The organism is Litchfieldella xinjiangensis (assembly GCF_000759345.1).
Lineage (GTDB): Bacteria > Pseudomonadota > Gammaproteobacteria > Pseudomonadales > Halomonadaceae > Litchfieldella_A > Litchfieldella_A xinjiangensis.
Window position 1 is genome coordinate 621,139 of the sequence record NZ_JPZL01000002.1, and the last position, 25,887, is coordinate 647,025.

The window sequence follows — 25,887 nt, forward strand, 5'->3', positions numbered from 1 at the left end:
CGCCCCCAGGAGAACCCCATGACATTTACCGCTTTTGGCCGACGGGGCGGTGTGGTGATTCCACCGGTCATCGCCGCGCTGGCCATCATTTCATGCATTATCCTGGCAATTCAGGGGGCCCATCTTGCGTTCCTGTTTGCCAGCCTGTTCACCATGCTGGTGCTTGGTGTACCGATTGCCATGAGCCTGGCCGGCTCCTGCCTGCTCTACGTCTACCTCACGGGGCGCATCCCCGATGTCATCGTGGCGCATCGCATGATCAACGGCGTGGACAGCTTCCCGCTGTTGGCGATCCCGTTCTTCATCCTGGCCGGTAACTTGATGAACAACGGGGGGATTACCACACGGATCTTTGACTTCGCCAAGGCCCTGATGGGCTGGATGCGCGGCGGGCTGGGTCACGTCAACGTCGGCGCAAGTATCGTCTTTTCCGGTATGTCGGGAGCGGCGGTGGCGGATGCCGGCGGGCTGGGCACGATCGAGATCAAGGCCATGCGCGACGCCGGCTACGATCAGGAATTCGCGGTGGGCATCACGGCCGCCTCGTCGACCATCGGCCCCATCATTCCGCCCAGCTTGCCCATGGTCATCTACGGGGTAATGGCCTCGACATCGGTGGGGCAGCTGTTTGCCGCCGGGCTGGTTCCTGGCCTGCTGATGGGGGCGGTGTTGATGGTCATGATCACGCTGCTCGCTCGTCGGCGCGGCTACCCCCGCGATGCCACCTTCTCGGTGAGTGTTCTTGGGCACAGTGCCAAGCGCGCCTTCCTGTCGTTGTTGACCCCCGTGATCATCGTCGGGGGGATTATCACGGGGGCCTTCACGCCCACCGAGGCTGCAATTGCGGCGGTGATCTACGCGCTGTTCCTCGGGGTCGTGGTCTATCGCACACTGACCTGGCGTCGCCTGCTCAAGGTCAGCATGGAGACCATCGAGACCACGGCGGTGATCCTGTTCATCGTGGCCGGCGCCTCTATCTTTGCCTGGATCCTGACCAGTAACCAGGTGACCCAGCATGTCGTGGCGCTGATGGGCCCCTTCTCGGATAGTCAGGTGGCGGTCCTGTTGATCGTCAACCTGGTGTTGATCGTGGTGGGCTGCTTCATGGAAACCATCGCCGCCATTACCATCCTGGTGCCGGTGCTGTTGCCCGTCGTCGTGGCAGCGGGTGTCGACCCGGTTCACTTCGGCGTGATCATGGTGCTCAACCTGATGATCGGGTTGCTGACCCCCCCGGTAGGCATGGTGCTCTACGTCCTGTCACGGGTCTCGCATATTTCGTTCGAGAAATGCATGCGCGGTACATTGCCCTTTCTAGTGCCGCTGTTCATCGCCCTGTTGATGGTGACCTTCATTCCCGCCATCTCTATGTGGCTACCGACACTCGTTTACCGTTGAGGAGTTTTGATGAATCACCCTAGGGATGCCGCTGGATTGGTAGATGGCAACGAACTGCAGCGCTTCATGCAGGCGGCGCTGGAACGATGCGGGGTCGATGACGCCGCTCGCCAGGCCGTGGCGAAAGCCCTTCTGACCGCATCGCGCATGGGCACCGACAGTCATGGGCTGCGTCTGTTGCCTCACTATGTGGCGGCCGTCCAAGGCGGGCGAATCAAGCCCCGGCCCGAGATGCGTTTCACGCGTCGCCTTCCCGGGACGGGGTTCCTGGACGCCGGCGATGGCTTCGGCCACCGGGCAGGATATGTCGCCATCGACCATGCCATGGCGATGGCCGACGAGGTGGGTATCGGCGCCGTTGCGGTCGGTCATTCGTCCCATTTCGGGGCGGCTGGCTGCTATGCCCTCGAGGCGGCAGAGCGGGGCTATGTCGGGCTGTCGTTCTGCAACGCCGATGCGCTGGTCAGCGTGCACCAGGGGAAACATGCCTTCCACGGCACCAATCCCATCGCCTTCGCTGCGCCGGTACCCGGACAGAAGCCGTACCTGCTCGATATGGCCACCAGTTCGATCCCCTGGAACCGGGTCAAGCAATATGCCGCCATCGATCACGAACTGCCTTCCAATGTGGTGGTCGACGCGCACGGCAAGCTGACGACCGACCCTCACCTGGCGAGGTCGCTGTTGCCGCTGGGCGGGACCGATTTCGGCTTCAAGGGCGCGGGGCTTGCCGGGATGGTGGAAGTGTTGAGCGCCACCCTGACAGGCATGATCCACGGCTTTCGCATGGTGCCGATGACCGGTGAAGATATGGCCACGCCCCGTGGCGTGGGGCATTTCTTTCTGGTCATGCGTCCCGACGCTTTCGTCGAGCGTGAGGTCTATGACCGCGGCATGGTGGGCTATTTGCAGGACCTGCGCGCTCAGCCTGCCCAGGAAGGCGCCGAGGTGCTGGCCCCAGGGGATCGCGAGTGGCGCTGCCAGGCTCACCGCGACGCCAATGGGGTCCCGCTGGATTCCGCCAACGTGGCTGCGTATTCGGCACTTGCGCAGTCGCTCGAGATCCCGCCGTTGGTTTTCCTGGGCGAGAAGTGAGCGGCGGGATGCCGTACCATAGGGCCGCCCCGTCCAGGGGGGACCGTAGGCCAGGAGTCGCACCCGCATGACCAGATACAAGGTGGAGCGCAAGACGCTTTCCGAACAGGTGGCTGAACAGCTCGAGGCGGACATCCTCGAGGGGCGATTGGGCGAAAACGAACAATTGCCTTCCGAGCGTGAGCTGATGGAGCAGTTCGGCGTGGGCCGTCCGGCGGTTCGGGAAGCGCTGTTCTACCTTCAACAGCTGGGATTGATCGCCATCAATAGTGGAACTCGGGCGCGGGTCATCAGACCCACGGCCGAAGCCGTGATGGCGCGTCTGTCAGGTGTCACCAAGCAGCTTTTATCCCAGCCGCAGGGCCAGCAATACTTCCAGGAAGCGCGCGCCATGTTCGAGATATCGCTGGCGCGTTATGCCGCGCGGCACGCGACGCAAGAGGATCTTGCCCGGTTGCGGGCTGCATTGGAGGATAACCGCGAGTCGCTGGGCAATGGGGCACGCTTCAAGCGTTCGGACAACGACTTTCACGGTGTACTGGCCTCGATCGGCCACAACCCCATCTTCGATGCCATCCATGAAGCGCTTTCCGAATGGCTCGATGACCGGCGCGCCCAGGTTTTACAGCGCGAGGGGGAAGACGAAGCCGCCTTCAAGGCCCATATCGAAATTATCGATGCCATCGAGTCGCGTGATCCCGAGGCGGCTGAGGCTGCGATGCGCCGTCACCTCGATCGTCACTACGGCACGTACATGGAACTCAAGAAGCGGCTGTCGAAGTCACCCAACTGACTTACAGCGATACGCCTCGCTTCCACGGAATGAAATCGTACTGGGCCAGCCGCACGGCACGGGATTGGTAACGTCCCGAGGCAGCATCGATGCACTGCTGAAGCAGTTGATCCGCCAACTCGGCAATCTCGGCCTCGCCGCGAATGATCGGGCCGGCATCGAAGTCGATCACGTCGGGCATTCGCCGGGCGAGTTCGCTATTGCTGGAGATTTTCAGTACCGGGGCGATGGGGTTGCCGGTGGGCGTGCCCAGGCCGGTAGTGAACAGCACCAGATTGGCGCCGGAGCCGACCAGGGCGGTGGTCGATTCCACATCGTTTCCCGGCGTGCATAGCAGCGTCAGGCCCTTGCGGGCATGCGGCTCGGTATAATCAAGCACGTCGACCACCGGGCTATCGCCGCCTTTCTTGGCGGCTCCTGCCGACTTCATGGCATCGGTGATCAACCCATCGCGAATGTTGCCCGGGGAAGGGTTCATCGAGAAGCTGACACCGACACTGGCGGCATGGCGTTGATAGGCCTCCATCAGTTGGGTGAATCGCTCGGCGACCGCTTCATTGCGGCAGCGGGCAACCAACTCGTGCTCGACGCCACACAGCTCGGGAAATTCGCTGAGGATCCCGCTGCCGCCCAGCGCCACCAGTCGGTCGGTGACCGCACCGACCAATGGATTGGCGGAGAGCCCCGAGAAACCGTCCGAACCGCCACACTCCAGGCCCAGCGTCAATTCAGAAAGCGGCGCCGGACGGCGCGCCACCCGATTGGCTTCGGCCAGGCCATCGAAAATGGTGGTGAGCGCTTCGCGAATCAGCGCCTCCTCGCTCTTGCTCGCCTGCTGTTCGAGATAATGAACCGGACGTAGCCCCTGCGGGTCGCGCTCGGCCACGGCCGAGCGCAGCATCTCGATCTGTGCCTTCTGGCAGCCCAGGCTCAACACCGTGGCACCCGCCACGTTGGGGTGGCAGATATACCCGGCAAGCAGGCGGCACAAGGCCAAGGCGTCGTCATCGGTGCCGCCGCAGCCCAGCGTATGCACCAGGAAACGTACGCCATCCACATTGGGAAACAGCCGTTCGGCAGCGGGGGACTCGCTTCGTACGGCGTTCTCGCCATGCAACAGTTCGCGCGCCATGCGCTTGTACTCGCGATAGGGATCTTCGCCCAAGGCATCGGCCACGCTCTGGCGCAGCACCTCGATATTGCGGTTCTCGCAGAACACCAAGGGCACCACCAGCCACACATTGGCCGTCCCCACCCGGCCATCGGGGCGATGGTAACCATCGAAGGTCACTCCCTGAAAGGCACTGACGTCCGGCGCCTGCCAGGAGTCGTGCCTGCCCTGGGGCGCGGTATTGTCGGTCGAGTGTTCGAGATTTTCGGTGGTGATCGCACCGCCAGCGGGGATCGGTTTGACCGCACAGCCAACGGTCACCCCGTACATGATGACCGTATCGCCCGCGGCGAGCGCTTCCAGTGCGAATTTGTGCTTGTGCCGTACCGCCTCTGCGAGTCGGAGAGTACGCCCTCCATCCTCGATCTCGGTGCCTGCCGGCAGGTCCTTGAGTGCCACACGGACATTGTCCGCGCCATGCACGCGCAGGCTGGCCTGCTGGAAACCGTCGCTGGCGATCGTGCGGTTCATCGTTCGCGCTCCTCGTCATTGATGACACGCTGCTCCTGCTCGCCCAGCCCGTCGATGCCCAGGCGCATACGCTGGCCGGGCTTGAGATAGACCTGCGGTTTCTGGCCCATGCCGACGCCAGGCGGTGTGCCGGTGGAGATCACGTCACCCGGCTGCAGGCTCATGAAACGGCTCAGGTAGCTGATCAGGAAGGGCACCTGATAGACCATGGTGTCGGTCGAGCCGTCCTGGTAGCGTTTACCGTCCACCTCGAGCCACATCCCCAGTGAGTGCGGGTCGTCGATCTCGTCGGGCGTGACCAGCCAGGGGCCAAGCGGGCCGAAGGTGTCACAGCCCTTGCCCTTGTCCCAGCTGCCGCAGCGCTCGAGCTGGTATTCGCGCTCGGAGACATCGTTGACCACACAAAAACCGGCCACATGCGCCATCGCATTCGACTCGTCGATGTAACGGCCGCCCTTGCCGATGATCACGCCGAGCTCGACTTCCCAGTCGGTCTTCTGCGAGCCGCGGGGAATGATCACGTCATCATTGGGGCCGCAGATGGCACTGGTCCACTTGTTGAAGATCACCGGCTCGGCCGGCACTTCGGCACCGGTCTCGGCGGCATGGTCGGAATAGTTGAGGCCGATACAGATGAACTTGCCTACACCGGCCACGCAGGGGCCGATGCGTGCGCCGGCCGGCACTTCGGGAAGCGATGCCGGATCGATGCGTGCCAGTTCGGCAAGACGTTCCTGCGATAGGGCTTCACCGCGCAGATCGTCGATGTGGGCCGACAGGTCGCGTAGCGTACCGTTTGCGTCCAGCATGCCGGGTTTTTCCTGGCCCACGGGGCCGAAGCGAAGCAGTTTCATGTCTCGATTTCCTTGGTTCTCGTTGAGCGATGCGATGATTCGAAGTGGCTAGCGATTGCCGAGCTCAGGTCAGCCAGCCGCCATCGATGACCTGGGCGGTACCGGTGGTGTAGCCGGATTCATCGGCGGCAAGGTATGTCGCCAGCGCCGCGATTTCTTCGGGTTGCCCCAATCGGCCGAGGGGTTGGCGTGCCGTGAATTCGCTGTAGACCTCGTCTTCGCTGCGGCCCTGTTGCTCGGCTTGGGCGCGGATGCGCTCGCGCAGCGAGGGCGACTCCACGGTGCCGGGGCAGATGGCATTGCAGCGGATGCCCTGGCCGACATAATCGGCAGCCACCGACTTGGTCAGACCCAACACAGCGGCCTTGGTAGTGCCGTAGGCAAAGCGGTTGGGGACGCCCTTGAGGCTCGACGCTACCGAAGCCATGTTGATGATGCTGCCACTGCCGCGTTCGAGCATGCCCGGCAGGAAGGCGCGGATCATGCGATACATGGCCGTGACGTTGAGCGCCAGCGAGAACTCCCAGTCACGCTCGTCGCAGGCCAGCAGATCGCCACTGGCCACATGGCCGGCGCAGTTGAACAGAATATCGAGCGGGGGAAGTTCCTGGGCCAGGGAGGTGATGGCTCCCGGGTCGAGTACATCGAGCCGGTGGGTCTCGATGCCGGGGGTGCCTTTGAGTTCATCGAGCTTGCCGGCATCGATGTCGGTCGCGAAGACGCGCGCGCCTTCGCTGGCAAAGCGCAGGGCGGTGGCGCGACCGATACCCTGGCCGGCAGCGGTAATCAGGGCGGTTTTCCGTTCGAGGCGCATGGCGTGGGCCGTTCCTGGGTTGTTATTGTGGGGTCTGTCAGCTGGTATGACAGGATACTAGGATGACGTTCGACTCGAGTATGGTACAGATTCTTGCGCTTGCCAAACTCGACCTTTGCCCCATAAACAACAAGGGGCGGCCCATGGCCGCCCCCTACTGACGGCCTGCGAGGCAGGCCGCTTTCCATTGGTTTGCTTACGCTTCGCGCTTGCCATCCACTAGGCGCGACACCTGCCACGGGTTGCCGTCCTTGAGCGGCTCGGGCAGTAGCCCTTCCGGCAGCGCCTGGTAGCACACCGGACGCAGGAAGCGGAAGATCGCTGCGCTGCCTACCGAGGTGGTGCGGCTGTCGGATGTCGCCGGGTACGGCCCGCCGTGAACCATGGCGTGGCACACCTCGACCCCGGTCGGCCAGCCGTTGGCGAGAATCCGCCCGGCCTTGCGCTCGAGTACCGGTATCAGGGCCTTGGCCGCTTGCAGGTCGCCGTCGTCCATCTGCAGGGTGATGGTCAGCTGGCCTTCGAGCTGGGCCGCCACACGCTTCACTTCATCCTGGTCGGCACATTCGATGACCAGCGAGGTGGAGCCGAACACTTCTTCCTGAAGCTCGGTCTCGTTCAGGAAGTCGTTCGCCGTGGTGACGAACAGCCCCGCCTGGCACTGGTTGGGCGTTTCGCCCACCTGGCCACGCGCCGCTTCACGCACCTTGCTGCTGTTGGACAGCCGACCCACGCCCTGCTGGTAAGCATCGTAGATGCTCGGGGTGAGCATGGTCTGGGGCGCACTGCCCTTGACGCCTTCTGCCGCGGCCTCGACGAAGGCATCGAGCTCGGCGCCCTTGACGGCGATCACCAGGCCGGGGTTGGTGCAGAACTGGCCCGCACCCATGTTGAGCGAGCCGACGAAGCCTTCGGCGATCTGCTTGCCGCGTGCCTTGAGCGCCTCGGGCATCAGGAACACCGGGTTGATCGAGCTCATCTCCGCATACACCGGGATCGGCTGCGGGCGCGACTGGGCGGTCTTCATCAGCGCGGTACCGCCGCCCCGCGAGCCGGTAAAGCCCACCGCCTGGATGCGCGGGTCGGCGACCAGCGCCTGGCCGATCTCGTTGCCCGAACCGAACATCAGCGAGAAGGTGCCTTCCGGCAGCCCGCACGCTTTCACCGCACGCTGTACCGCACGGCCGACCAGTTCGGAGGTGCCGGGGTGGGCGGAGTGGCCCTTGACGATCACCGGGCAGCCGGCGGCCAGTGCCGAGGCGGTATCGCCCCCGGCCACCGAGAAGGCCAGCGGGAAGTTGCTGGCACCGAACACGGCGACCGGGCCCAGGCCGATATGGCGCTGACGCAGGTCGGCGCGCGGCATCGGCTGGCGGTCCGGCATGGCCGGGTCGATACGCACGTCGAGCCACTCGCCGGCGCGCACCACGGAGGCGAACAGGCGCAGCTGGCCGCAGGTACGGCCGCGCTCGCCCTCAAGGCGGGCCTTGGGCAGGCCGGACTCGGCCATGGCGCGTTCGATCAGTTCATCGCCAATGCCTTCGATTTCGCTGGCGATGGTCTCGAGAAATACCGCGCGTTCCTCGAGGGACGTCTCGCGATAGGTGGCGAAGGCCGTCTCGGCGAGCTCGCAGGCACGCTCGACCTCGGCCTTGGTACCACCGGCGTAGGTGGGCTCGAGGGTCTCGTTGGTGGCCGGGTTGATGGCGTTGATGGGCTTGGAACTGCCGCTGATGGCGTCCTGGCCAATGAGTAGCTTGCCTTCCAGGGTCATGTTGAACTCCTTACTGATTGCTGTCAGAGCGATTTTACGTCGATAGGCGCGCTGTCCGCTTCAAAGCGTAGTGGATTGCGCAACGGACGGCCGAAATCGGCGAGGCTGATCTCGAAACGGTCACCCTCTCGGGTGCGAATGTCATCGGCGAAGCTCAGGGTTGCAGTGCCGAAGAAATGCACATGCACGTCGCCGGGCCGGCGGAAACCGACATATTTGAAGTGGTGGTGCTCGAGGTTGGCCAGGCTGTGCGCCATGTTGGCCTCACCGGTAAGGAAGGGTTTCTCCCATACCGTCTCGTTGTCACGCACGATCCGGCTGACCCCCTCCAGGTGAGCAGGTAGCTCACCGACCAATAGCTCTGGGCCGAAGCTGCAGGCACGCAGTTTGGAGTGGGCCAGCCAAAGGTAGTTGAAGCGCTCGGTGACGTGGTCGGAGAACTCATTGCCGATGGCGTAACCCACCCGCCACGGGTGACCGTCATCGCCAATCACATAGAGCCCGGCCAGCTCAGGCTCTTCGCCGGCGTCCTCGGCGAAGTGCGGCACGGGGATCTCGGCCTCGGGGGCGACCACGCAGGCGCCGTCGCCCTTGTAGAACCACTCCGGCTGGGCACCGGGGGTGCCGGCCTGAGGCTTGCCGCCCTCGACCCCCAGCTTGAACATGCGCATCGAATCGGTCAGCTCTGTTTCGGCGACCTGCGTCTTGGCATGCATGGCCGAGCGCGTATCCGCGCTGCCCAGATGGGTGAGGCCGGTGCCGGTAACCAGGCAGTGAGCCGGGTCCGGATGGGTCAGCGGGGGCAACAGGCGTTTCTCGTCGATCAGCTGGGCATAGTCTAGCCGGGTCTCGGTCGCGGCCGCTTCGACGACGTCGGCCAGGGAGCGCCCCGCAGCGATGGCGCGGCGGGCCAGGCTGTAGGTATCGGCATCGAGCAGCCGGACTTGGCTGTCACTTTCGACCTGGGCGGCACGCACCTGGCCCTGATGTACACATTGAATCAATCGCATGGCGCAGTTTCCTCAGCAAAGAGTTTGGGCGGTGACGCAGTTGTCATGACCTCAGGCAGCGTCCGAGGGCTTGCCAAAAACAGGGAAACCCTCTCGGTTCCATTGGATGGGTTTGACGTACGTATGCCGATTGGGGTCCCAGAGAGGATCGCCCTCGATATCGGTGTAGGTGCGAGCGTGATACACCAGTAGATCGGTCTGGTCGTCTTCCGCCACGGTGAAGCTGTTGTGTCCCGGGCCGAAGATAGAGTTGGGCGGGTCGCTCTCGAAAACGGGCGTTGGAGATTTGGTCCAACTGGCGGGGTCGAGCAAATCGGCATTGGCGTCCGCCCATAGCGTGCCCATGCAGTAGTTCTCGTCCGTGGCGCTGGCGGAATAGGTCAGGAAGATGCGGCCATGACGACACAGAACCGCCGGCCCTTCGTTGACCATGAACCCACGGGTCTCCCATTCGAATTCAGGTACGCTCAGGCAAACCGGAGGGCCCGAAATAGCCTCGGGAGTCTTCATGGGAGCGATATACAAGTTTGAGTTTCCCGGTATATCAGGCGCCTTCTGGGCCCACACGTAGTAGAGCGTGCCCTGGTGGACAAACGTGGTGGCATCAAGGCAGAAACTGTCGATACCAGTCTCGATCCTGACAGGAGAGCTCCACGTACCCGTAAGCGGATCGGCAGCCTCGTTGCTGATCGCATACATGCGATGCTGGAACAAGCCGTCGCGTATTTCCCGGCTCGGTGCGGCAGCGAAGTAGAGATACCAGCGACCCTGGCGATGATGTATTTCAGGCGCCCAGATCAGCTCGCTGAAGGGACCCGATTCGGGCTTGCGCCAGACAGTGGTCGGGGTCGCCTCGGCGAGTGCCTCGATACTCTGGGCTCGGCGCAACTCCAGACGATCGTAGCTTGGCACTGATGCTGTGAAGTAGTAACTGCCGTCCTCATGCTTATGTATGTGCGGATCCGCTCGTTGTTCTATCAAGGGTCTCATTATCGCCATTGCCTCGTTCTGCTTTGCCGGTGTTTCGTCCCGCGATGCGTGCCCCGACTCATGATGGCTTGGGGGTGGCCGTAGCCAGGGGAGAGTCGCTCAAGCGACCTGCTTTCATCTCTTCGTAGTAGCGATCGGTAATTCGGTACTTGAACATCAGGCTGCCCATCAGGGTATGGAAGAGGCCGGGGATGATCGACAGCATCAGGGCGATGCCGGTGAGAGTGAATGCGCTCTGCTCGGTATTCGCCTCGTAATTGAAATAAGTGAGAAGCGTGCCTACCAGGAACCCGGCCACACCCATACCGGCCTTCTGAGAAAACGAGATGCCGCCGAAGGCCAGCCCGGAGACGCGTCGTCCGGTCTTGGCCTCGCCGTAATCCACCGACTCGGCAATGGCCGACCAAAAAACGGGCGCGTGTAGATCGACCACGAATGAGATAAGAAAATACAGGATGAAGGCCAGCAGGATATCGCCGGGACCCACGGCGATGAACATGACCAGACTGAGCGCGCCGACAGCGAGCTGGCTCCAGCGGAAGAGCTGAATCTTACAGTAGCGCTTGGTGATCCAGGTCGAAGCCACCATGGCCAGGATCGCCGCGCTCACCCCGACGGTCAAGAATGCCGAGAGCATCGTGGCGTTGGCGCCGAGATAGTACTTTGCGTAATAGGCCGCCACGGAGCTGCGAATGACGTAGCCAAGGGTGCCCGTGAAGCAGACGGCACACAGTACCAACCACTGGTCGTTCTTCATGAGTACACGCAGCTGCTGCTTGAGAGGCTTGTCCTCGATTGTGTGCTGTACACGTTCCGTCGTCGTGTAGTAGCAGAACAGGAAGAGCAACGTGGCAAGCGCGCCCATCAATCCCATGGAGAACTGATAACCGAATTCGAGATTGCCACCCCCCACGGTCTCAGCCAGCTTCGGCACGATGATCGTGACCAGGAACGCCGCGATCTTGGCAAAGAACAAGCGATACCCGTTGGCTGATAGCCGGTCCTTTGGGTCCGGTGTCAGCACGCCGATCAATGAAATATAGGGAATGGTCACCGCAGTGAACATGAGAGTGACGAAGAGATAGGTCGAATACGCCCAGACCAATTTTGCGTTATAGCTCCAGTCCGGCGTGGTGAAGAGCAGGAACACCGACAACCCGAATGGGATGGAAAAGACGAGAAAATAAGGGCGGTAACGGCCCCAGCGGCTATTGAACTTATCCGTGATCAAGCCCATCAGGGGATCTGTGATGGCGTCTACCAAGCGTGCCACCAGAAAAAGGATGCCCATATGGCTGGGCTTGAGGCCGAAAATATCCGTGTAGAAATAGGAAATGATCAGGAACATGGAGGAAATGACGATATTGATGGCCATATCGCCACTACCGAACCCGACCTTCTCCAGATAAGTGAGTCGTTGTGTCTTCATCAATCATACCTATCGGGTCTGACGTGTGGGCTGTCTCGTGAAAACCTTAAAAGGGCTTATAGCGGCCAGATGGCCAGCTGCGGCCACATCAGCAGGGCGGCCAGTACACAGAGCTGGATCAACATGAAGGGCAACACCGAGATATAGATGTCCTTCAGGCTGACTTCGGGCGGCGCCACGCTTTTGAGGTAGAAAGCGGCCGGGCCGAATGGCGGCGACAGAAACGAGACCTGCATGTTCACGGCGAACAGGATGCCGAACCAGATCGGGTCGTATCCCAGTTGCGTGACGATGGGCAGGAAGATCGGTAGCGCAAGCATGGCGATGCCGATCCAGTCGAGGAACAGCCCCAGCACCAGCATGATGCCCATCATGATCAGAATGATGACGATCGGTGCCACATCGAGGCCCAGGATCAACCCCGAGACGAAGCGGTTGCCGCCCATCAGGTTGTAGACGCCGACCAGGGCGGCGGCGCCGATGCCGATCCAGATGATCATGCCGCAGGTGTTCAGCGTCTGGCCCAGGCTGTGGTGCAGCATGCCCAGCGAGAATTCACGCCGCACGATAATGGCCAGCACGACCCCGAACACGCCCATGGCCGCGGCCTCGGTGACCGAGGCGATACCGCCATAGATCGTGCCCAGCACCAGGAAGGCAATCAGGCCCGGAAGCAGGATGGCCTTGATCGCATCGAGCTTGCTCGCGAAGGGGTTGTCCTGGGTCTCTGCGGTCAGTGGCGGGCCCATCTCCGGATTCTTGAGACAGCGCACCAGGACATAGGCGATATATGAGCCCATCAGAATCACCGCCGGGGTGATGGCCGCGGTGAACAGCTCAGCGATCGAGACACTGGCGATCAGGCCGTAGATGATCAGCACGATGGACGGCGGCATCATGGTGCCCAGGGCGCCGCCGGCACATACCACGCCGATCGACAGGCGCTTGTCATAGCCCAGGCGCAGCATCTGGGGTAGCGCCAGGATACCCAGCAGCACGATCTCGCCTCCGATGATGCCGGACAGTGCGGCAAGGAAGAAGGCCACCACGATGGTCTGGACGGCCACGCCCCCGGGCAGGCGTCCGGCGAACACGCGCATGGCATTGAACAGGTCCTTGGCGATGCCTGATCGATCCAGCAGCGAGGCCATGAGCACGAACATCGGTACGGCAACCAGCGAGTACTCGGTGATAAAACCGTAGACCCGGCTGGTGACCAGCGGCAGGGCGGTCTCGCCAAACCAGCCGAAGGTGAAGATCATTGCCACCAGGCCGGTGATGAAAGCCAGGGGCAAACCGGTGACCAGCAGGGCGAAGATGGAACCGACCATCAACAGCGTCGCCGTTGCGATATCCATCAGCGCACCTCCCGGCCGGGACGCGCCCGCAGTGACTGGATCAGGTGCAGCAGGGCCTGCAACGTCATCAGGGCCAGGGCGAACAGGATCACGCCCTTGATCATGGCGGGGAAGGGCGGATTCCAGGAGGTGCCGGAGCGCTCGAGACTCCATTCGCCGAGGGGATTATGCGAGGCTTTCCAGAACATAATGAACGCCGCATAGCTCATGGCCAGACAGAAGCCGAGCGTTACCAGGTCATTGAATCGATCCATCCACCCCTTCAGGCGTGGGCTGACGTTGTCGTAGAGCACCTTGACCCGGATATGACTGTTTCTGGCCAGGGCCGCAGGGCCGCCCAACGCGAAGCTGACGGCAATCAGGAACACGACGCTTTCGTGGACCCAGGAGGTGGGATTGTTGAAGGCGTAGCGCATGAAGACTTCGACGACACTGATGGCCATGGCCAGCAGAATCATCCAGGCGGCGCCCCGCGCGCCTCGCGCAATCATACGATCGAGGGCATTGCGTTCCGGCGAAGGCTCCTCGACCTGTTCGACGATCTCGGCGAGCTTCTTGTCGGGCGGGGCTTTCGGATCGTGGGTAGGCTGCGACATGGCGGGTCTCGATAGGCGTCGCGGGCCGCCAGTCGCCTGAGGGCCCGCTGTGGATTGCCGGTGGAAACGATTAGAGCAGGTTGCGCGAGCGCAGGAAGGCGGTCGCCGAATCGTAGATTTTCTGGGTCATCTCGTTCTGTCCGGCCCACTCCTTCCACTCTTCTTCTGCCGCGGCGCTGAACTTGCGACGCTCCTCGGCGGGCAGGTCATAAGGGTGGACGTCCGGGTCTTCCTGCAGACGCTGTAGGGTCTCGATGTCCTGAGCCTTGAGGCGGGCGATCAGGTCATAGGCCATGCCGTCGAAGGCGACTTCGAGGGTCGACTTGAGATCCTCGGGCAGGCCGTCCCAGATATCCTTGTTCACCGAGACGGCAATCATCGGCATGGAGTGGAACCCCGGATACAGCGGGTAGGGGGCGAACGCGTGCAAGCCCATGGCGTCATTATTGGACAGCACCGTGGAGTCGGCGGCGTCGATGACCTTCTTCTCCAGGGCGGTGTACACCTCGGAGCCAGGCAGATTGACCGGACTTGCGCCGATGCGCTCGAAGACGTTGTAGACCATGCCCTGCGGGGCGCGGATCTTGAGGCCTTCGAAGTCATCCAGCGTCTCGATCTTGACGGTAGAGGGCACCGATTCGAGCGGGAAGGTGGCGGCACTGATCAGGTGGACGCCATACGGCTCCGCCAGTTCGTTATAGAGTTCTTCGCCGCCGGCATGCTTCATGAATTCGAGGAAGTCGTAGGGGTTCTGCCAGGCGCCGACCAGGTTGCCCAGCATGCCGAACGCCGGGTCCTGGCCCGAGAAGTAGCTGGGATCGGTCATGTGGCCTTGCAGGATACCGGCACTCACGGCTTCCAGGGTCTCGGTCGGCCCCACCACGGAATTGATTGGCATCACCTCGATCTCGACCCGACCGTCGGTCATGCGCGTGATCTTCTCGGCCCACTCCTGCTTGATCTTGAAGCTGGGCTCGCCGGAGGTCTCCGATGCCTGGAACTTCCATTCATACTCCGCGGCCTGGGCGGCGGATAGGCCCACCAGCAGGGCCGAGCCGGTGATGATGAGGCTGTTCTTGAGATTGAGCATACGGGCTCCACAGGGTTGCTTGTTATTTAATGCCTTTCATATGTTGAACATAAAGAAATCATGTACAACATATACTTTAGTCGTGTCGCGCTTGTAAGCTGGGTTACGTAGTTTCTAACGACTTGAATATTCAGGAATCGTCATGAAGAAAATCGAAGTGGGACTGGTCGGTGTCGGCAAGATCGTGCGTGATCAACATCTGGCTGCCATTGAGAGTGTCCCGCAACTCCACCTCACGGCCAGTGCCGACCCGTATGCCCGGCTGGACGATCTGCCAGGCTACGACTCGCTGACAGCGATGCTGGATGATCGACCGGCGCTGTCCGCAGTTGCGATATGTACCCCGACTCATCTGCGTTATGCCCAGGCACGACTCGCGCTGGAGCAGGGCAAGCACGTGCTGCTGGAAAAACCCCCCGGGGCTACCTTGAGCGAGGTCGAGGATCTCATCGAGCTGGCCGATCGGCAGGGCGTGACCCTATTCGCTGCGTGGCATTCGCGTTTCGCTCCCGTCGTCGAGGATGCTCGGGCGTGGCTACGAGACAAGCGAATCCAGCGTGTCGAGATCAATTGGAAAGAAGACGTGAAAGTCTGGCATCCCGGTCAGGCCTGGATCTGGGAGCCGGGCGGCATGGGGGTGTTCGATCCCGGCATCAACGCGCTGTCGATCGTCACGGCGATTCTTCCCCGCGCATTCTTCCTGCGTGAGGCCACGCTGGATATCCCTGAAAATTGCCAGACCCCCATCGCGGCACGCCTGGCATTTACCGACGCGGATGAACTGCCGATTCATGCCGATTTCGATTTCCGCCAGCCCAGTCCTCCCATCTGGGAAATCCATGTCGAGACCGATGCCGGCCGGTTGAGCCTGAGCCGGGGCGGGTGTCGCCTGGAGCACGACGGCGCCTTGATCAAGGATGAGGAGGAGCGGGAATACGCCTCGCTGTATGCCCGCTTTGCCGAGTTGATCGAGCAATCGCGTAGCGATGTCGATCTGGCACCGTTACGCCATGTGGCGGACGCGTATCTTTATGGGCGGCGCGAACCGACGGCCCCGTTTCACGAGTGAGCCAGCGTTTCGCGGATTCGTTAGCCAAGCCCACGCTGACGTTGGTGGGCAACCAGCTCCTGGAGGGTGGCCATGAGCGTGGCCGCCCCGGGCGAGAGCCGCCGTCGCTTGAGACTGACCAGGCCGAACGGCTGAACGCTCAGCCGTTCGCGGAACGGCAGGATGCGAAAGCGGGGCGGGGCGCACAGCAGTTCGGCAACCTGCAATGTGGTGGCAGTAATCGTATCGGAGCGATCGACGAGCGCCAGCGCGACCAGTACATCCGGTGAATCGACGATCTGCTCGGGAAGCGTGACCCCATAATGGAGGAACAGAGCGTCGACCCGTTGACGCATCAGTGCGCCCTGCGGCTGCAGCACCCACGGAAAGGCTGCCATGGCCTCGAGCGTGAGGGGTGACATCCCCGAAAGGGGGTGCCCTTCACGACACACGAAGCAGATATCCTCTTCTCCGATCTCCTCGAAGATGAAGGGCTCGGCCGAGATATCCGACGGGATCCGTGTGATGGCGAAATCGAGCTCGCCTTCCAGGAGTCGTGGCGCGAGGCGTTTGCTGACATCCACTTCCACCGAAACCTTGAGCTTGGGGTGCGTGCGGTGAACCCGCTCGATCGCGCTGGCCAGCAGCGTGACCGCCGGCGCCAGGACCGTGCCCACGGCCACGGTACCAGTGTTGCCCTTGGCCAGTGCATTGAACTCCTCGCCGGTCTGACGAAGCTCCGAGATCATGTTGCGGGCGTGACGAATCATCACCTCGCCATACCAGTTGGGACTCAATCCCCGCGCATGGCGATCGAAGAGCTTGACCCCCAACTGCGCTTCGACATCGCCCAGTAACTTGGACGCGGCCGGCTGGCTGATGCCCAGGTGAGCGGCGGCACGGTGCAGGTTTTGCTGTTCGTCCAACGCCAGAAACAGCTGTAGATGCCGCAACTTTAGTCGTGCTTGTAGAAACCAATCCTCACCCAGCGCTCGCATCACCACGTGGCCACCCTGTTTGTTAATACGGTTTTGTATATCAAATTTTGCGTGAAAGCATATTGGTTGGTTATTACAGCGCTGTCTACTGTAAGCGTGGAATTACGATCCGTCGTATTACTGCATAACAACAATCCCCCTGGGATAGGAGACAATGTCATGCCAATCGCTTCGACCTTCACTCGACTTGCATTGAGTGGCGCACTCTCGCTGGCCATGCTCGGCAGTGCGCAGGCTCAGGACGATGTGCGTATCGGATTTATCGTCAAGAAGCCCGAACAGGCCTGGTTCATCAACGAGCAGGAAGCCGCCACCCAGCTGGGTGAAGAAAAGGGCTTCAGTGTCGTTCGCCTAGGGGGCGAGGATGGCCAGGAAGTCCTCAGCGCTATCGATAACCTGAATTCCCAGGGCGCCCAAGGCTTCGTGATCTGTCCGCCTGACGTGCGCCTGGGGCCGGCCATCATGAACCGCGCCAATCAGTACGGAATGAAAGTCGTGACCGTCGACGACCGTTTCGTAGGTAGCGATGGCGAGCCCATGGAAGATGTGCCGCACCTGGGCATGTCGGGATACAAGATCGGCCAGCAAGTAGGCAATGCCATCGCCGAGGAAATGGAAGCGCGTGGCTGGGATCCGCAGGAAGTCGCTGCACTGCGCATCACCAACTATGAACTGCCTACCGCCAAGGAGCGTACCGACGGCGCTACCGATGCGCTGACTGAATGGGGCTTTCCTGAGGACAATATCTTCGACGCGCCTCAGCAGAATACCGATACCAGCAGTGCCTTCTCGGCGGCTTCACCGGTCATTTCCAAGCGTGGCGATTTCGAACACTGGATCATCTATGCGCTTAACGAAGAAAGCGTGCTGGGCGGTGTGCGTGCTACCGAGCAATATGGCCTCGCCGCAGAAGATGTCATCGGTGTCGGTATCAACGGCTCGGGCGCGGCTTTCGCCGAGTTTTCCCGCAGCAATCCGACCGGTTTCCATGGAACGGTGGCAGTGAGCTCCACTGCGCATGGCCGTCAGACCGCGGACAACCTGTACCAGTGGATCACCGAAGGTGAAAAGCCGCCGGCCAATACTGAAACCTCCGGCACGCTCATGACGCGTGACAACTGGGAAGAAGTACGTGCCGACCTCGGCCTGTGATGCCACGTGCCCGGCCTTGCCGGGCATCGTAGGAATCAGGAGGACCCCATGACAGAACCTTATCTTCGTTTCGACAACATTAGCATGGTCTTCCCCGGCGTGCGGGCCCTCGATGGGGTCAGCTTCGGGGCGCATGCCGGCCAGGTCCACGCGCTGATGGGCGAAAACGGCGCCGGTAAATCGACCCTGCTCAAGGTGCTCAGCGGCGTGAATCGGGTAACCGAAGGCGCGCTGTGGATCGATGGCGAGCGCCATGTATTTTCGAATGCCCGGGAAGCGCTCAGGCAGGGCATTGCCATTATCTACCAGGAGTTGACCCTGTCGCCGAACATGTCGGTGGCCGAGAACCTGTTGCTGGGCCAGCTGCCGGCCACCCGCGGCTTCATCGATCGCCGCCGGATGCGGGAGCAGGCGACACGCATCCTTGAAGACCTGGGGGAGGCGGGTATCCATCCCTCGACAAAGGTGCGCGATCTCTCCATCGGCCAGCAACAGATGATCGAGATCGGGCGGGCGCTGCTGCGTGATGCCCGCATCATCGCCTTCGACGAGCCGACCAGCAGCCTGTCGGTGCAGGAGACCCGCCAGCTCAAGCGAATCGTGAAGCGACTGCGCGACGAAGGGCGCGTGGTGCTCTATGTCACGCACCGTATGGAAGAAGTGTTCGAGATGTGCGATGCGGTGACGATTTTCCGTGACGGCCAGCATATCCGCACCCACGACAACCTGGAGCAGCTGGACCAGGACACGCTGGTCAGCGAAATGGTCGGCCGCGATATCGAGGATGTGTATGGCTATCGCTCGCGTGATCACGGTGATGTGATGCTCGAGCTCGATGGGATCGAGGGCAAGGGGCTCCGCGCACCGGTCAGCTTCGAGGTGAAGCGCGGCGAAGTGTTCGGTCTGTTCGGCCTGGTAGGTGCCGGTCGCAGCGAGCTCATGCGACTTGTATGTGGTGTAGAAACCGCGAAAGCTGGCGAAGTTCGCTTTCACGGTCACGCCCGTCGCTTTGCATCGCCGACCGAGGCGATCCGCGCGGGCATCGCCATGTGCCCCGAAGACCGTAAATCGCAGGGTATCTTTCCGGTTGCCAGTGTGGCCGACAACTTGAATATCAGCTGCCGCCGCTTCTTCAAGCGATGGGGCGTATTTCGCGATCCAAGTCGTGAACGGGCCAATGCCGAGAAGTACATCCAGCAGCTTTCCATCAAGACCCCAGGCCCACGTACGCCAATCGGCACGCTTTCGGGGGGCAATCAGCAGAAGGTCATCCTGGCGCGCTGGCTCTCCGAGGAAATCGACCTGTTCGTCATGGACGAGCCGACCCGCGGCATCGATGTCGGCGCCCGGCGAGACATCTACACACTGCTCTATGACCTGGCCGACCAGGGCAAGAGCGTGGTGGTGATCTCAAGCGACCTGGCAGAAGTCAGTTCCATTTGCGATCGCATCGGTGTCATGCGCGATGGTGAGCTGATCGACATCGTGCCGCGTGAAGAAGCGACCCAGCAGCGTCTGCTTGGGCTCGCCCTGCCTGCCTGACCCCAACAATTCGAGACATTCGAGAATATCGCTATGACAACCAACAAGCTTGCCCAGGGAGAGGCTGGCGCCACTCCCGCACAATCGCAAGGTCGCCAGGGGCTGGCCAAGCCGCTGCGTACCCTGCTTGATACGTCCGGCTTGATAGGTATCTTCCTGATCCTGTTCATTGCGCTGGCACTGTTCATTCCTGACTTCCTGACTGGTCGCAATATGGTTGGTCTGCTGCTGTCGATCACAGTGATCGGCACTATTGCCACCACCATGATGATGGTGCTGGCGCTGGGGGAAGTGGATCTTTCCGTTGCCTCGATCGTCGCCTTTGCCGGGGTGGTGGCTGCTGTCGTCACGTCGACCTCGGGCAGCGTATTCATCGGTGTAGTAGGAGGGGTGGCCGCCGGGGGCGCCGTGGGGGCTTTCAATGGCTTTGTGGTCGCCAAGTTCGGCATCAATTCGCTGATCGCCACGCTCGCCGCCATGGAGTTCGTGCGGGGCCTGGCCTATATCACCTCCGGCGGGGATGCGGTAATGATCACCGTGCCCGGCTTCTTCGACTTGGGCAGCGCGTCCTTCCTGGGCTTGACCTTGCCGGTCTGGACCATGATTGCCTGCTTCGTGATCTTCGGCATCCTTCTCAACATGACCTCCTTCGGCCGCAACGTGTTGGCGACCGGGGGGAACGCCGAAGCTGCCGCCTTGGCGGGGGTGAACGTCAAGCGCTTGAAAATCATCGTCTTCGGTCTGCAAGGGGTCGTGGCCGGTATCGCCGGTGTGCTGCTGACTTCGCGCATGGGGCTCGGTGATCCCAATACGGCATTGGGCCTCGAGCTGGCCGTGATCTCGGCCTGTGTGCTGGGGGGCGTGGCACTCTCGGGCGGCGTGGCCACCATCACCGGTGTGCTGGTTGGCGTGCTCATCATGGGCTGTGTACAGAACGCCATGGGACTGCTCAACGTCCCCACTTTCTATCAATACCTGGTTCGCGGCGCGATCCTGCTGCTGGCGGTGATGTTTGATCGCTGGAAGCAGACCCGGCGCCAGCGTGCTTGAGCTTATTATAAGAGGAGAACTCGTATGACCGACCGCAAGCGTCCATTGCGTAGTGCCGAGTGGTTCGGTACCGCCGATAAGAACGGCTTCATGTACCGCAGCTGGATGAAGAACCAGGGGATTCCGGACCACGAGTTCGAGGGCAAACCCATCATCGGCATTTGCAATACCTGGTCGGAACTGACGCCCTGCAACGCCCATTTCCGCAAGTTGGCCGAGCACGTCAAGAAGGGCGTACTGGAAGCGGGCGGTTACCCGTTGGAATTTCCTGTATTTTCCAATGGCGAATCGTTGCTGCGCCCGACGGCCATGTTCACCCGTAACCTGGCGAGCATGGATGTCGAGGAGTCGATTCGTGGCAACCCGCTGGATGCGGTGGTGCTGCTGGTGGGCTGTGACAAGACCACGCCCGCCCTGTTGATGGGCGCGGCGAGTTGTGACATTCCTACGATCGTGGTGACCGGCGGGCCGATGCTCAACGGCAAGCACGAAGGCAAGGACATCGGTTCGGGCACCGTGGTCTGGCAGCTCTCCGAGCAGGTCAAGGCCGGCAAGATCTCGATCCATGAATTCATGGCCGCCGAGGCGGGCATGTCCCGCTCGGCCGGTACCTGCAATACCATGGGCACCGCCTCGACCATGGCCTGCATGGCCGAATCGCTGGGTACCTCCTTGCCGCACAATGCCGCGATCCCGGCCGTCGATTCGCGCCGCTATGTGCTGGCGCACCTCTCGGGCAACCGCATCGTCGAGATGGTCAATGAAGACCTCACCCTCTCGAAGATCCTCACCAAGGAGGCCTTCGAGAACGCCATCCGTACCAATGCCGCCATCGGCGGTTCGACCAATGCGGTGATTCATCTCAAGGCGATCGCCGGTCGCATCGGGGTGGATCTCGAGCTCGACGACTGGAGTCGTGTCGGGCGGGGAACGCCGACCATCGTCGATCTCCAGCCCTCGGGGCGTTTCCTGATGGAGGAGTTCTACTACGCCGGTGGGCTACCGGCCGTGCTTCGCAGGCTGGGTGAAGCCGACCGCCTGCCGCACAAGAACGCCTTGACCGTCAACGGCCATACCCTCTGGGACAACGTCAAGGACGCGCCGCTCTACAACGAGGAGGTGATCCGCCCCCTCGACAACCCGTTGCGCGAGGATGGCGGCATGTGTGTGCTGCGCGGCAACCTGGCGCCGCGCGGTGCGGTGCTCAAGCCCTCGGCGGCGAGCCCCGAGTTGATGAATCATCGTGGCCGGGCGGTGGTATTCGAGGACTTCGACGACTACAAGGCCCGTATCAACGATCCCGATCTCGAGGTCGATGCCAGCAGCATACTGGTCATGAAGAACTGCGGTCCACGCGGCTATCACGGCATGGCCGAGGTCGGCAACATGGGACTGCCTTCGAAACTGCTCGAGCAGGGCGTGACCGACATGGTGCGCATTTCCGACGCCCGCATGAGCGGCACCGCCTACGGCACCGTGGTACTGCACGTGGCGCCGGAAGCGGCCGCGGGGGGCCCGCTCGCGGCGGTGCGTAACGGCGACTGGATCGAACTCGACTGCGATACAGGCTCACTGCACCTGGAAGTCAGCGATGCCGAACTCGAGGCACGCCTGGCCGAGTACGATCCCACCGCCAAGTCTCGCCAGATCGCCAGCGATGGTGGCTACCGCCAGCTCTACATCGAGCGTGTGCTGCAGGCCGATGAGGGCTGCGATTTCGACTTCCTGCGAGGCTCGCGTGGGGCCGACGTACCGAGGCATTCGCATTGAGCCGGATGGCTCGCAGCGTGACCCTGCTCGACGGCTCGATGCTCGAGTGTGTCTGGCAGGGGCGAGCCCAATGGGCGAAGGGGCCGCAATGGTGCCCCCAGCGGGGCGACACGGGACAATTGCTGTTCGTCGATGTCCTTGGGGCGCGGTTGCATGCCTTCGATGTCGCTCTTGCCGAGATCCAGAGCTGGCCGCTGGACGAACCGAATGGCTGGCAGACACCGCCGGCCATTAGTCCCGATGGCGGAACGCTGTATCACAGCGATACGGCAGCGGGGATTATCCATGCGTACGATCTGGCCCCCGACGGCGAATGCTCGAATAAGCGTGAGCACATTCGCTTCCGGCCCACTCAGGGCTATCCGGATGGCATGACGTGTGACGCCGAAGGGGGCTTGTGGGTCGCCCACTTCGATGGCGGGCGCGTCAGCCGGTTCCTGCCTGACGGATCGCTCGATGAAACCTTGACGCTTCCCGCGTCGCGCGTGACCTCGTGTACCTTCGGTGGGCCGGAGCTCGATCAGCTTTACATCACCACGGCGTCTCACGAACGCGATCGAGAAGAACTGGCGGGTGCCCTGTTTCGGATTGTCCCTGGCGTCAAGGGATTGCCCCCACACGCCAATGGTGCGGCGTCTCTGCCCCACCTTGCGCCAAGGTTCAGCTGCGCCTGAAGAGATAGGCCCTTGCCTGACACGCCCCAGCGAGTAAGCTCAATAAGGAGTACAAAACGCCAATGCAATGTTACCGGTAAAGGCCACGTCATGAGCGATAACAACCGCAAGATCACGCCCGACCAGCTCCGCTCACGCTGGTGGTTCGACAACCCCGACCACCCGGGTACCACGGCGCTGTGCATCGAGCGCTACATGAATTACGGCATCACCCTCGATGAGCTGGCCAGCGGCAAGCCGATCATTGGTATCTGCCAGTCGGGATCGGACCTCACGCCATGCAACCGCCATCACATCGAGCTGGTCAAACGGGTCAAGGATGGCATTCGTGCCGCCGGCGGGGTGCCGTTCGAGTTCCCGTTGCATCCTATCCACGAGAACGCCCGGCGCCCCACCGCCGCGCTGGATCGCAACCTGGCCTACCTGGGGCTGGTCGAGGTGCTGCACGGCTACCCGCTCGATGGCGTGGTGCTGACCACCGGCTGCGACAAGACCACCCCGGCGAGTCTGATGGCCGCCGCCACGGTCAATATTCCCGCCATCGTGCTCTCCGGCGGACCGATGCTCAACGGCTGGCGCGGGCCGGATCGCGTGGGGTCGGGCACCATCGTCTGGGAACTGCGCAAGCGGCTGGCCGCCGGCGATATCGATTACGCCGAGTTCCTGGCGCGTATCACCGATTCCGCGCCCTCGGTGGGCCACTGCAATACCATGGGCACCGCCTCGACCATGAACTCGATGGCCGAGGCGCTGGGCATGAGCCTGTCCGGCTCGGCGATGATTCCCGCGCCCTACAAGGAGCGCTCGACGGTGGCCTACGACACCGGCTCGCGGATCGTCGACATGGTCTGGGAGGATCTGAGGCCCTCCGACATCCTCACCCGCGAGGCGTTCGAGAATGCCGTGCGGGTCTGCTCGGCAATAGGCGGCTCGTCCAACGCGCCGATCCATGTCAACGCCATCGCGCGCCATATCGGGGTCGAACTCACCAATGACGACTGGCAGAGCCTGGGCCACGACATTCCCCTGCTGGCCAACGTGATGCCCGCCGGGGCCTACCTGGGCGAGGAGTTCTATCGCGCCGGTGGGGTGCCCGCCGTACTTCACGAATTGCTCGAAGCCGGCAAGCTGCACGCCGATGTGATGACCGTCAACGGCAAGACGCTCGGCGCCAACACCCAGGGGCGCGAGACCCAGGATCCCGAGGTCATCCGTCGCTACGCCAATCCCCTAGTCGAACAGGCCGGCTTCCTCAATCTCAAGGGCAACCTGTTCGATTCGGCATTGATGAAGACCAGCGTCATCTCGTCCGATTTTCGCCAGCGCTTTTTGAGCGACCCCGACGACCCCGAGGCCTTCGAAGGCAAGGTCGCGGTGTTCGACGGCTCGGAGGATTACCACGCCCGTATCGACGACCCGGCACTTGGCATCGACGAGCGCACCATCCTCGTCATGCGCGGTGCCGGCCCGGTGGGTCATCCCGGCGGGGCCGAAGTGGTCAACATGCAGCCCCCCGAAGCGCTGATCAAGCGTGGCATCGAGTCGCTGCCCTGTCTGGGCGACGGACGCCAGTCGGGGACCTCCGGCTCGCCGTCGATCCTCAACGCGTCGCCGGAAGCCGCCACGGGGGGCGCCTTGGCGCTGCTGGAAGATGGCGACTGGTTGCGTGTCGACCTGAGGCGCGGCGAGGTGAAGCTGTTGATCGACGAGGCTGAGCTGGCGTCGCGCCGCCAACGGCTGGACGCCCAGGGAGGCTATCGCTACCCCGCCCACCAGACGCCGTGGCAGGAGATTCAGCGCACCTTGGTCGAACCGCTCGATCGTGGCATGACGCTGGAGCCGGCAACCAAGTATCGCGACGTGGCAAGGGTCAGCATTCCTCGGGACAATCACTGATCGGGAGAATGCATGGCTTTCTCGCAACTCTCGTCACGGCAGCAGGGGCTGCTACTGACCGGCGGCGGCGCCCTGGTCATGTCACCCGATGCGCTGCTGATCAAGCTGGCCGATCTGCCCGATGCCGAGATCCTGATGTGGCGGGGCCTGCTGTCGGCCCTGGGGTTCCTGGCCATCGTGCTGGCCCGCCATGGTCGGGGGACATTGGCCGCTTACCGCCGCTGTGGCTGGACGGGGGTAGCCGTTGCCGTTCTGTTCAGCATGACCACCTGCGGTTTCGTGCTGGGCAACCAGTACACCAAGGGCGGAAATGTGCTGATGATCCTGGCCGGCTCGCCGCTGATCGCGGCGGGCCTGTCGTGGGTACTGCTCGATGAACGCCTGCCGCGCCGCACCTGGCTGGCGATCCTGGCCTGTGTCGTGGGAATCGGGTTGATCGCGCTCGATGATACAGGCGCTGGTTCCTGGGTGGGAAACGCCTTCGCGCTGCTGGCTTCGGCCACGCTGGCCATTAACTTCACGCTTTGTCGAACCCGTCCCGGTGTCGACATGAGCCCGATGCTGACCTTTGCGGGGTTGATCGTCGGGGTTGGGGCGTTTCTGGTCATGGCCCGGGAGAGTGCGCTGCGAATTCCACCCACCGATAGCCTGCTGGTGGTGCTGTTCCTGTGCCTGATCATCGTGCCGACGGGAGTGACCCTGCTACAGCGGGGGCCGCTTTACCTTCCTGCGCCGGAGGTCGGCTTGTTGCTTCTTCTGGAAGTGGTGGTCGGCACCCTGTGGGTGTGGTGGATCATCGGTGAGCAGCCAGCGCCGCTGTCGCTGTTAGGCGGGGCACTGGTGCTCGGCACGCTACTGGTCAAGGGCCTCTACGAACGTCGTCTCGAGCAGCAACTCAGGGCGGTGGGCTAACG

The 25,887-nt window shown here is 62.4% G+C and carries 22 protein-coding genes; 11 read left to right on the forward strand and 11 right to left on the reverse strand.

The window, feature by feature from the left end; all coding sequences use genetic code 11:
• Positions 1-18: 18 nt before the first annotated feature.
• From JH15_RS10260 to nanR, 3 genes are all read left to right on the forward strand, one after another.
• The gene (locus tag JH15_RS10260) at positions 19-1,398 is read left to right on the forward strand and encodes a TRAP transporter large permease (protein ID WP_043529930.1); all 1,380 of its coding nucleotides are present in this window, start codon (positions 19-21) and stop codon (positions 1,396-1,398) included.
• 9 nt (positions 1,399-1,407) lie between these two features.
• On the forward strand, positions 1,408-2,493 hold the full coding sequence (locus JH15_RS10265; protein ID WP_043529932.1) for an Ldh family oxidoreductase: 1,086 nt from the start codon (positions 1,408-1,410) through the stop codon (positions 2,491-2,493).
• 67 nt (positions 2,494-2,560) lie between these two features.
• The gene (nanR, locus tag JH15_RS10270) at positions 2,561-3,286 is read left to right on the forward strand and encodes a transcriptional regulator NanR (RefSeq protein ID WP_043529935.1); all 726 of its coding nucleotides are present in this window, start codon (positions 2,561-2,563) and stop codon (positions 3,284-3,286) included.
• Between the two features lies 1 nt (position 3,287).
• Here the strand turns inward: nanR and JH15_RS10275 are convergent, their stop codons facing one another.
• The 10 genes from JH15_RS10275 to JH15_RS10320 all read right to left on the reverse strand — a co-directional run bounded on the left by JH15_RS10275 (position 3,288) and on the right by JH15_RS10320 (position 14,843).
• Positions 3,288-4,928, reverse strand: a complete 1,641-nt coding sequence (locus JH15_RS10275; RefSeq protein ID WP_043529937.1) for a UxaA family hydrolase — start codon at positions 4,926-4,928, stop codon at positions 3,288-3,290.
• Positions 4,925-5,782 carry a fumarylacetoacetate hydrolase family protein gene (locus JH15_RS10280; RefSeq protein ID WP_043529939.1) on the reverse strand — a complete coding sequence of 286 codons (858 nt, stop codon included), beginning with the start codon at positions 5,780-5,782 and terminating at the stop codon, positions 4,925-4,927. The genes JH15_RS10275 and JH15_RS10280 overlap by 4 nt, the downstream gene beginning before the upstream one ends.
• Before the next feature lie 64 nt (positions 5,783-5,846).
• Positions 5,847-6,596 (reverse strand): SDR family oxidoreductase, encoded by a 750-nt coding sequence (locus JH15_RS10285; RefSeq protein WP_043529941.1) that lies wholly within the window; start codon positions 6,594-6,596, stop codon positions 5,847-5,849.
• 196 nt (positions 6,597-6,792) lie between these two features.
• Positions 6,793-8,370, reverse strand: a complete 1,578-nt coding sequence (locus JH15_RS10290) for an aldehyde dehydrogenase (NADP(+)) (protein WP_043529944.1) — start codon at positions 8,368-8,370, stop codon at positions 6,793-6,795.
• Between the two features lie 23 nt (positions 8,371-8,393).
• Positions 8,394-9,380 (reverse strand): AraD1 family protein, encoded by a 987-nt coding sequence (gene araD1, locus JH15_RS10295; RefSeq protein ID WP_043529947.1) that lies wholly within the window; start codon positions 9,378-9,380, stop codon positions 8,394-8,396.
• 51 nt (positions 9,381-9,431) lie between these two features.
• Positions 9,432-10,370: a glycoside hydrolase family 43 protein gene (locus tag JH15_RS10300; protein ID WP_231566417.1), complete on the reverse strand. Its 939-nt coding sequence runs from the start codon at positions 10,368-10,370 to the stop codon at positions 9,432-9,434.
• 58 nt (positions 10,371-10,428) lie between these two features.
• Positions 10,429-11,799: an MFS transporter gene (locus JH15_RS10305; protein WP_043529951.1), complete on the reverse strand. Its 1,371-nt coding sequence runs from the start codon at positions 11,797-11,799 to the stop codon at positions 10,429-10,431.
• Between the two features lie 56 nt (positions 11,800-11,855).
• Positions 11,856-13,157: a TRAP transporter large permease gene (locus JH15_RS10310; RefSeq protein ID WP_043529953.1), complete on the reverse strand. Its 1,302-nt coding sequence runs from the start codon at positions 13,155-13,157 to the stop codon at positions 11,856-11,858.
• The gene (locus JH15_RS10315) at positions 13,157-13,753 is read right to left on the reverse strand and encodes a TRAP transporter small permease subunit (RefSeq protein ID WP_043529955.1); all 597 of its coding nucleotides are present in this window, start codon (positions 13,751-13,753) and stop codon (positions 13,157-13,159) included. The genes JH15_RS10310 and JH15_RS10315 overlap by 1 nt, the downstream gene beginning before the upstream one ends.
• Positions 13,754-13,823: 70 nt before the next feature.
• Entirely contained in the window at positions 13,824-14,843 is a 1,020-nt protein-coding gene (locus JH15_RS10320; RefSeq protein WP_043529957.1) for a TRAP transporter substrate-binding protein, read from the reverse strand.
• 142 nt (positions 14,844-14,985) lie between these two features.
• Between JH15_RS10320 and JH15_RS10325 the strand changes: the two genes are divergently transcribed.
• Positions 14,986-15,912, forward strand: a complete 927-nt coding sequence (locus JH15_RS10325) for a Gfo/Idh/MocA family protein (RefSeq protein WP_043529959.1) — start codon at positions 14,986-14,988, stop codon at positions 15,910-15,912.
• Between the two features lie 20 nt (positions 15,913-15,932).
• Here the strand turns inward: JH15_RS10325 and JH15_RS10330 are convergent, their stop codons facing one another.
• On the reverse strand, positions 15,933-16,889 hold the full coding sequence (locus tag JH15_RS10330) for a LysR family transcriptional regulator (RefSeq protein ID WP_043529961.1): 957 nt from the start codon (positions 16,887-16,889) through the stop codon (positions 15,933-15,935).
• A 159-nt stretch (positions 16,890-17,048) separates the two neighbouring features.
• Here JH15_RS10330 and JH15_RS10335 point away from each other — a divergent pair, with 159 nt between their 5' ends.
• The 7 genes from JH15_RS10335 (at position 17,049) to JH15_RS10365 (ending at position 25,885) form a co-directional block, all read left to right on the forward strand.
• Complete coding sequence (locus tag JH15_RS10335; RefSeq protein WP_043529962.1) at positions 17,049-18,041, forward strand: arabinose ABC transporter substrate-binding protein; 993 nt, start codon at positions 17,049-17,051, stop codon at positions 18,039-18,041.
• A 48-nt stretch (positions 18,042-18,089) separates the two neighbouring features.
• Positions 18,090-19,583, forward strand: a complete 1,494-nt coding sequence (araG, locus tag JH15_RS10340; protein ID WP_043529963.1) for an L-arabinose ABC transporter ATP-binding protein AraG — start codon at positions 18,090-18,092, stop codon at positions 19,581-19,583.
• Positions 19,584-19,616: 33 nt separating this feature from the next.
• Complete coding sequence (gene araH / locus JH15_RS10345) at positions 19,617-20,633, forward strand: L-arabinose ABC transporter permease AraH (protein WP_043529964.1); 1,017 nt, start codon at positions 19,617-19,619, stop codon at positions 20,631-20,633.
• A 24-nt stretch (positions 20,634-20,657) separates the two neighbouring features.
• Positions 20,658-22,403, forward strand: a complete 1,746-nt coding sequence (locus JH15_RS10350) for an IlvD/Edd family dehydratase (protein ID WP_043529967.1) — start codon at positions 20,658-20,660, stop codon at positions 22,401-22,403.
• Between the two features lie 5 nt (positions 22,404-22,408).
• On the forward strand, positions 22,409-23,077 hold the full coding sequence (locus tag JH15_RS10355; RefSeq protein WP_081948976.1) for an SMP-30/gluconolactonase/LRE family protein: 669 nt from the start codon (positions 22,409-22,411) through the stop codon (positions 23,075-23,077).
• Between the two features lie 90 nt (positions 23,078-23,167).
• Complete coding sequence (locus JH15_RS10360) at positions 23,168-24,973, forward strand: IlvD/Edd family dehydratase (RefSeq protein ID WP_043529969.1); 1,806 nt, start codon at positions 23,168-23,170, stop codon at positions 24,971-24,973.
• A 12-nt stretch (positions 24,974-24,985) separates the two neighbouring features.
• A complete protein-coding gene (locus JH15_RS10365) occupies positions 24,986-25,885 on the forward strand; it encodes a DMT family transporter (protein ID WP_043529971.1) in 900 nt (299 codons plus the stop codon).
• Positions 25,886-25,887: the final 2 nt, after the last annotated feature.

What these genes read in the sequence shown, in the direction of transcription:
- JH15_RS10260 (WP_043529930.1), top strand. Translation starts at nt 19, where the DNA reads ATGACATTTACCGCTTTTGGCCGACGGGGCGGTGTGGTGATTCCACCG.
- JH15_RS10265 (WP_043529932.1), top strand. Translation starts at nt 1,408, where the DNA reads ATGAATCACCCTAGGGATGCCGCTGGATTGGTAGATGGCAACGAACTG.
- nanR (WP_043529935.1), top strand. Translation starts at nt 2,561, where the DNA reads ATGACCAGATACAAGGTGGAGCGCAAGACGCTTTCCGAACAGGTGGCT.
- JH15_RS10275 (WP_043529937.1), bottom strand. Translation starts at nt 4,928, where the DNA reads ATGAACCGCACGATCGCCAGCGACGGTTTCCAGCAGGCCAGCCTGCGC.
- JH15_RS10280 (WP_043529939.1), bottom strand. Translation starts at nt 5,782, where the DNA reads ATGAAACTGCTTCGCTTCGGCCCCGTGGGCCAGGAAAAACCCGGCATG.
- JH15_RS10285 (WP_043529941.1), bottom strand. Translation starts at nt 6,596, where the DNA reads ATGCGCCTCGAACGGAAAACCGCCCTGATTACCGCTGCCGGCCAGGGT.
- JH15_RS10290 (WP_043529944.1), bottom strand. Translation starts at nt 8,370, where the DNA reads ATGACCCTGGAAGGCAAGCTACTCATTGGCCAGGACGCCATCAGCGGC.
- araD1 (WP_043529947.1), bottom strand. Translation starts at nt 9,380, where the DNA reads ATGCGATTGATTCAATGTGTACATCAGGGCCAGGTGCGTGCCGCCCAG.
- JH15_RS10300 (WP_231566417.1), bottom strand. Translation starts at nt 10,370, where the DNA reads ATGAGACCCTTGATAGAACAACGAGCGGATCCGCACATACATAAGCAT.
- JH15_RS10305 (WP_043529951.1), bottom strand. Translation starts at nt 11,799, where the DNA reads ATGAAGACACAACGACTCACTTATCTGGAGAAGGTCGGGTTCGGTAGT.
- JH15_RS10310 (WP_043529953.1), bottom strand. Translation starts at nt 13,157, where the DNA reads ATGGATATCGCAACGGCGACGCTGTTGATGGTCGGTTCCATCTTCGCC.
- JH15_RS10315 (WP_043529955.1), bottom strand. Translation starts at nt 13,753, where the DNA reads ATGTCGCAGCCTACCCACGATCCGAAAGCCCCGCCCGACAAGAAGCTC.
- JH15_RS10320 (WP_043529957.1), bottom strand. Translation starts at nt 14,843, where the DNA reads ATGCTCAATCTCAAGAACAGCCTCATCATCACCGGCTCGGCCCTGCTG.
- JH15_RS10325 (WP_043529959.1), top strand. Translation starts at nt 14,986, where the DNA reads ATGAAGAAAATCGAAGTGGGACTGGTCGGTGTCGGCAAGATCGTGCGT.
- JH15_RS10330 (WP_043529961.1), bottom strand. Translation starts at nt 16,889, where the DNA reads ATGCGAGCGCTGGGTGAGGATTGGTTTCTACAAGCACGACTAAAGTTG.
- JH15_RS10335 (WP_043529962.1), top strand. Translation starts at nt 17,049, where the DNA reads ATGCCAATCGCTTCGACCTTCACTCGACTTGCATTGAGTGGCGCACTC.
- araG (WP_043529963.1), top strand. Translation starts at nt 18,090, where the DNA reads ATGACAGAACCTTATCTTCGTTTCGACAACATTAGCATGGTCTTCCCC.
- araH (WP_043529964.1), top strand. Translation starts at nt 19,617, where the DNA reads ATGACAACCAACAAGCTTGCCCAGGGAGAGGCTGGCGCCACTCCCGCA.
- JH15_RS10350 (WP_043529967.1), top strand. Translation starts at nt 20,658, where the DNA reads ATGACCGACCGCAAGCGTCCATTGCGTAGTGCCGAGTGGTTCGGTACC.
- JH15_RS10355 (WP_081948976.1), top strand. Translation starts at nt 22,409, where the DNA reads ATGGCTCGCAGCGTGACCCTGCTCGACGGCTCGATGCTCGAGTGTGTC.
- JH15_RS10360 (WP_043529969.1), top strand. Translation starts at nt 23,168, where the DNA reads ATGAGCGATAACAACCGCAAGATCACGCCCGACCAGCTCCGCTCACGC.
- JH15_RS10365 (WP_043529971.1), top strand. Translation starts at nt 24,986, where the DNA reads ATGGCTTTCTCGCAACTCTCGTCACGGCAGCAGGGGCTGCTACTGACC.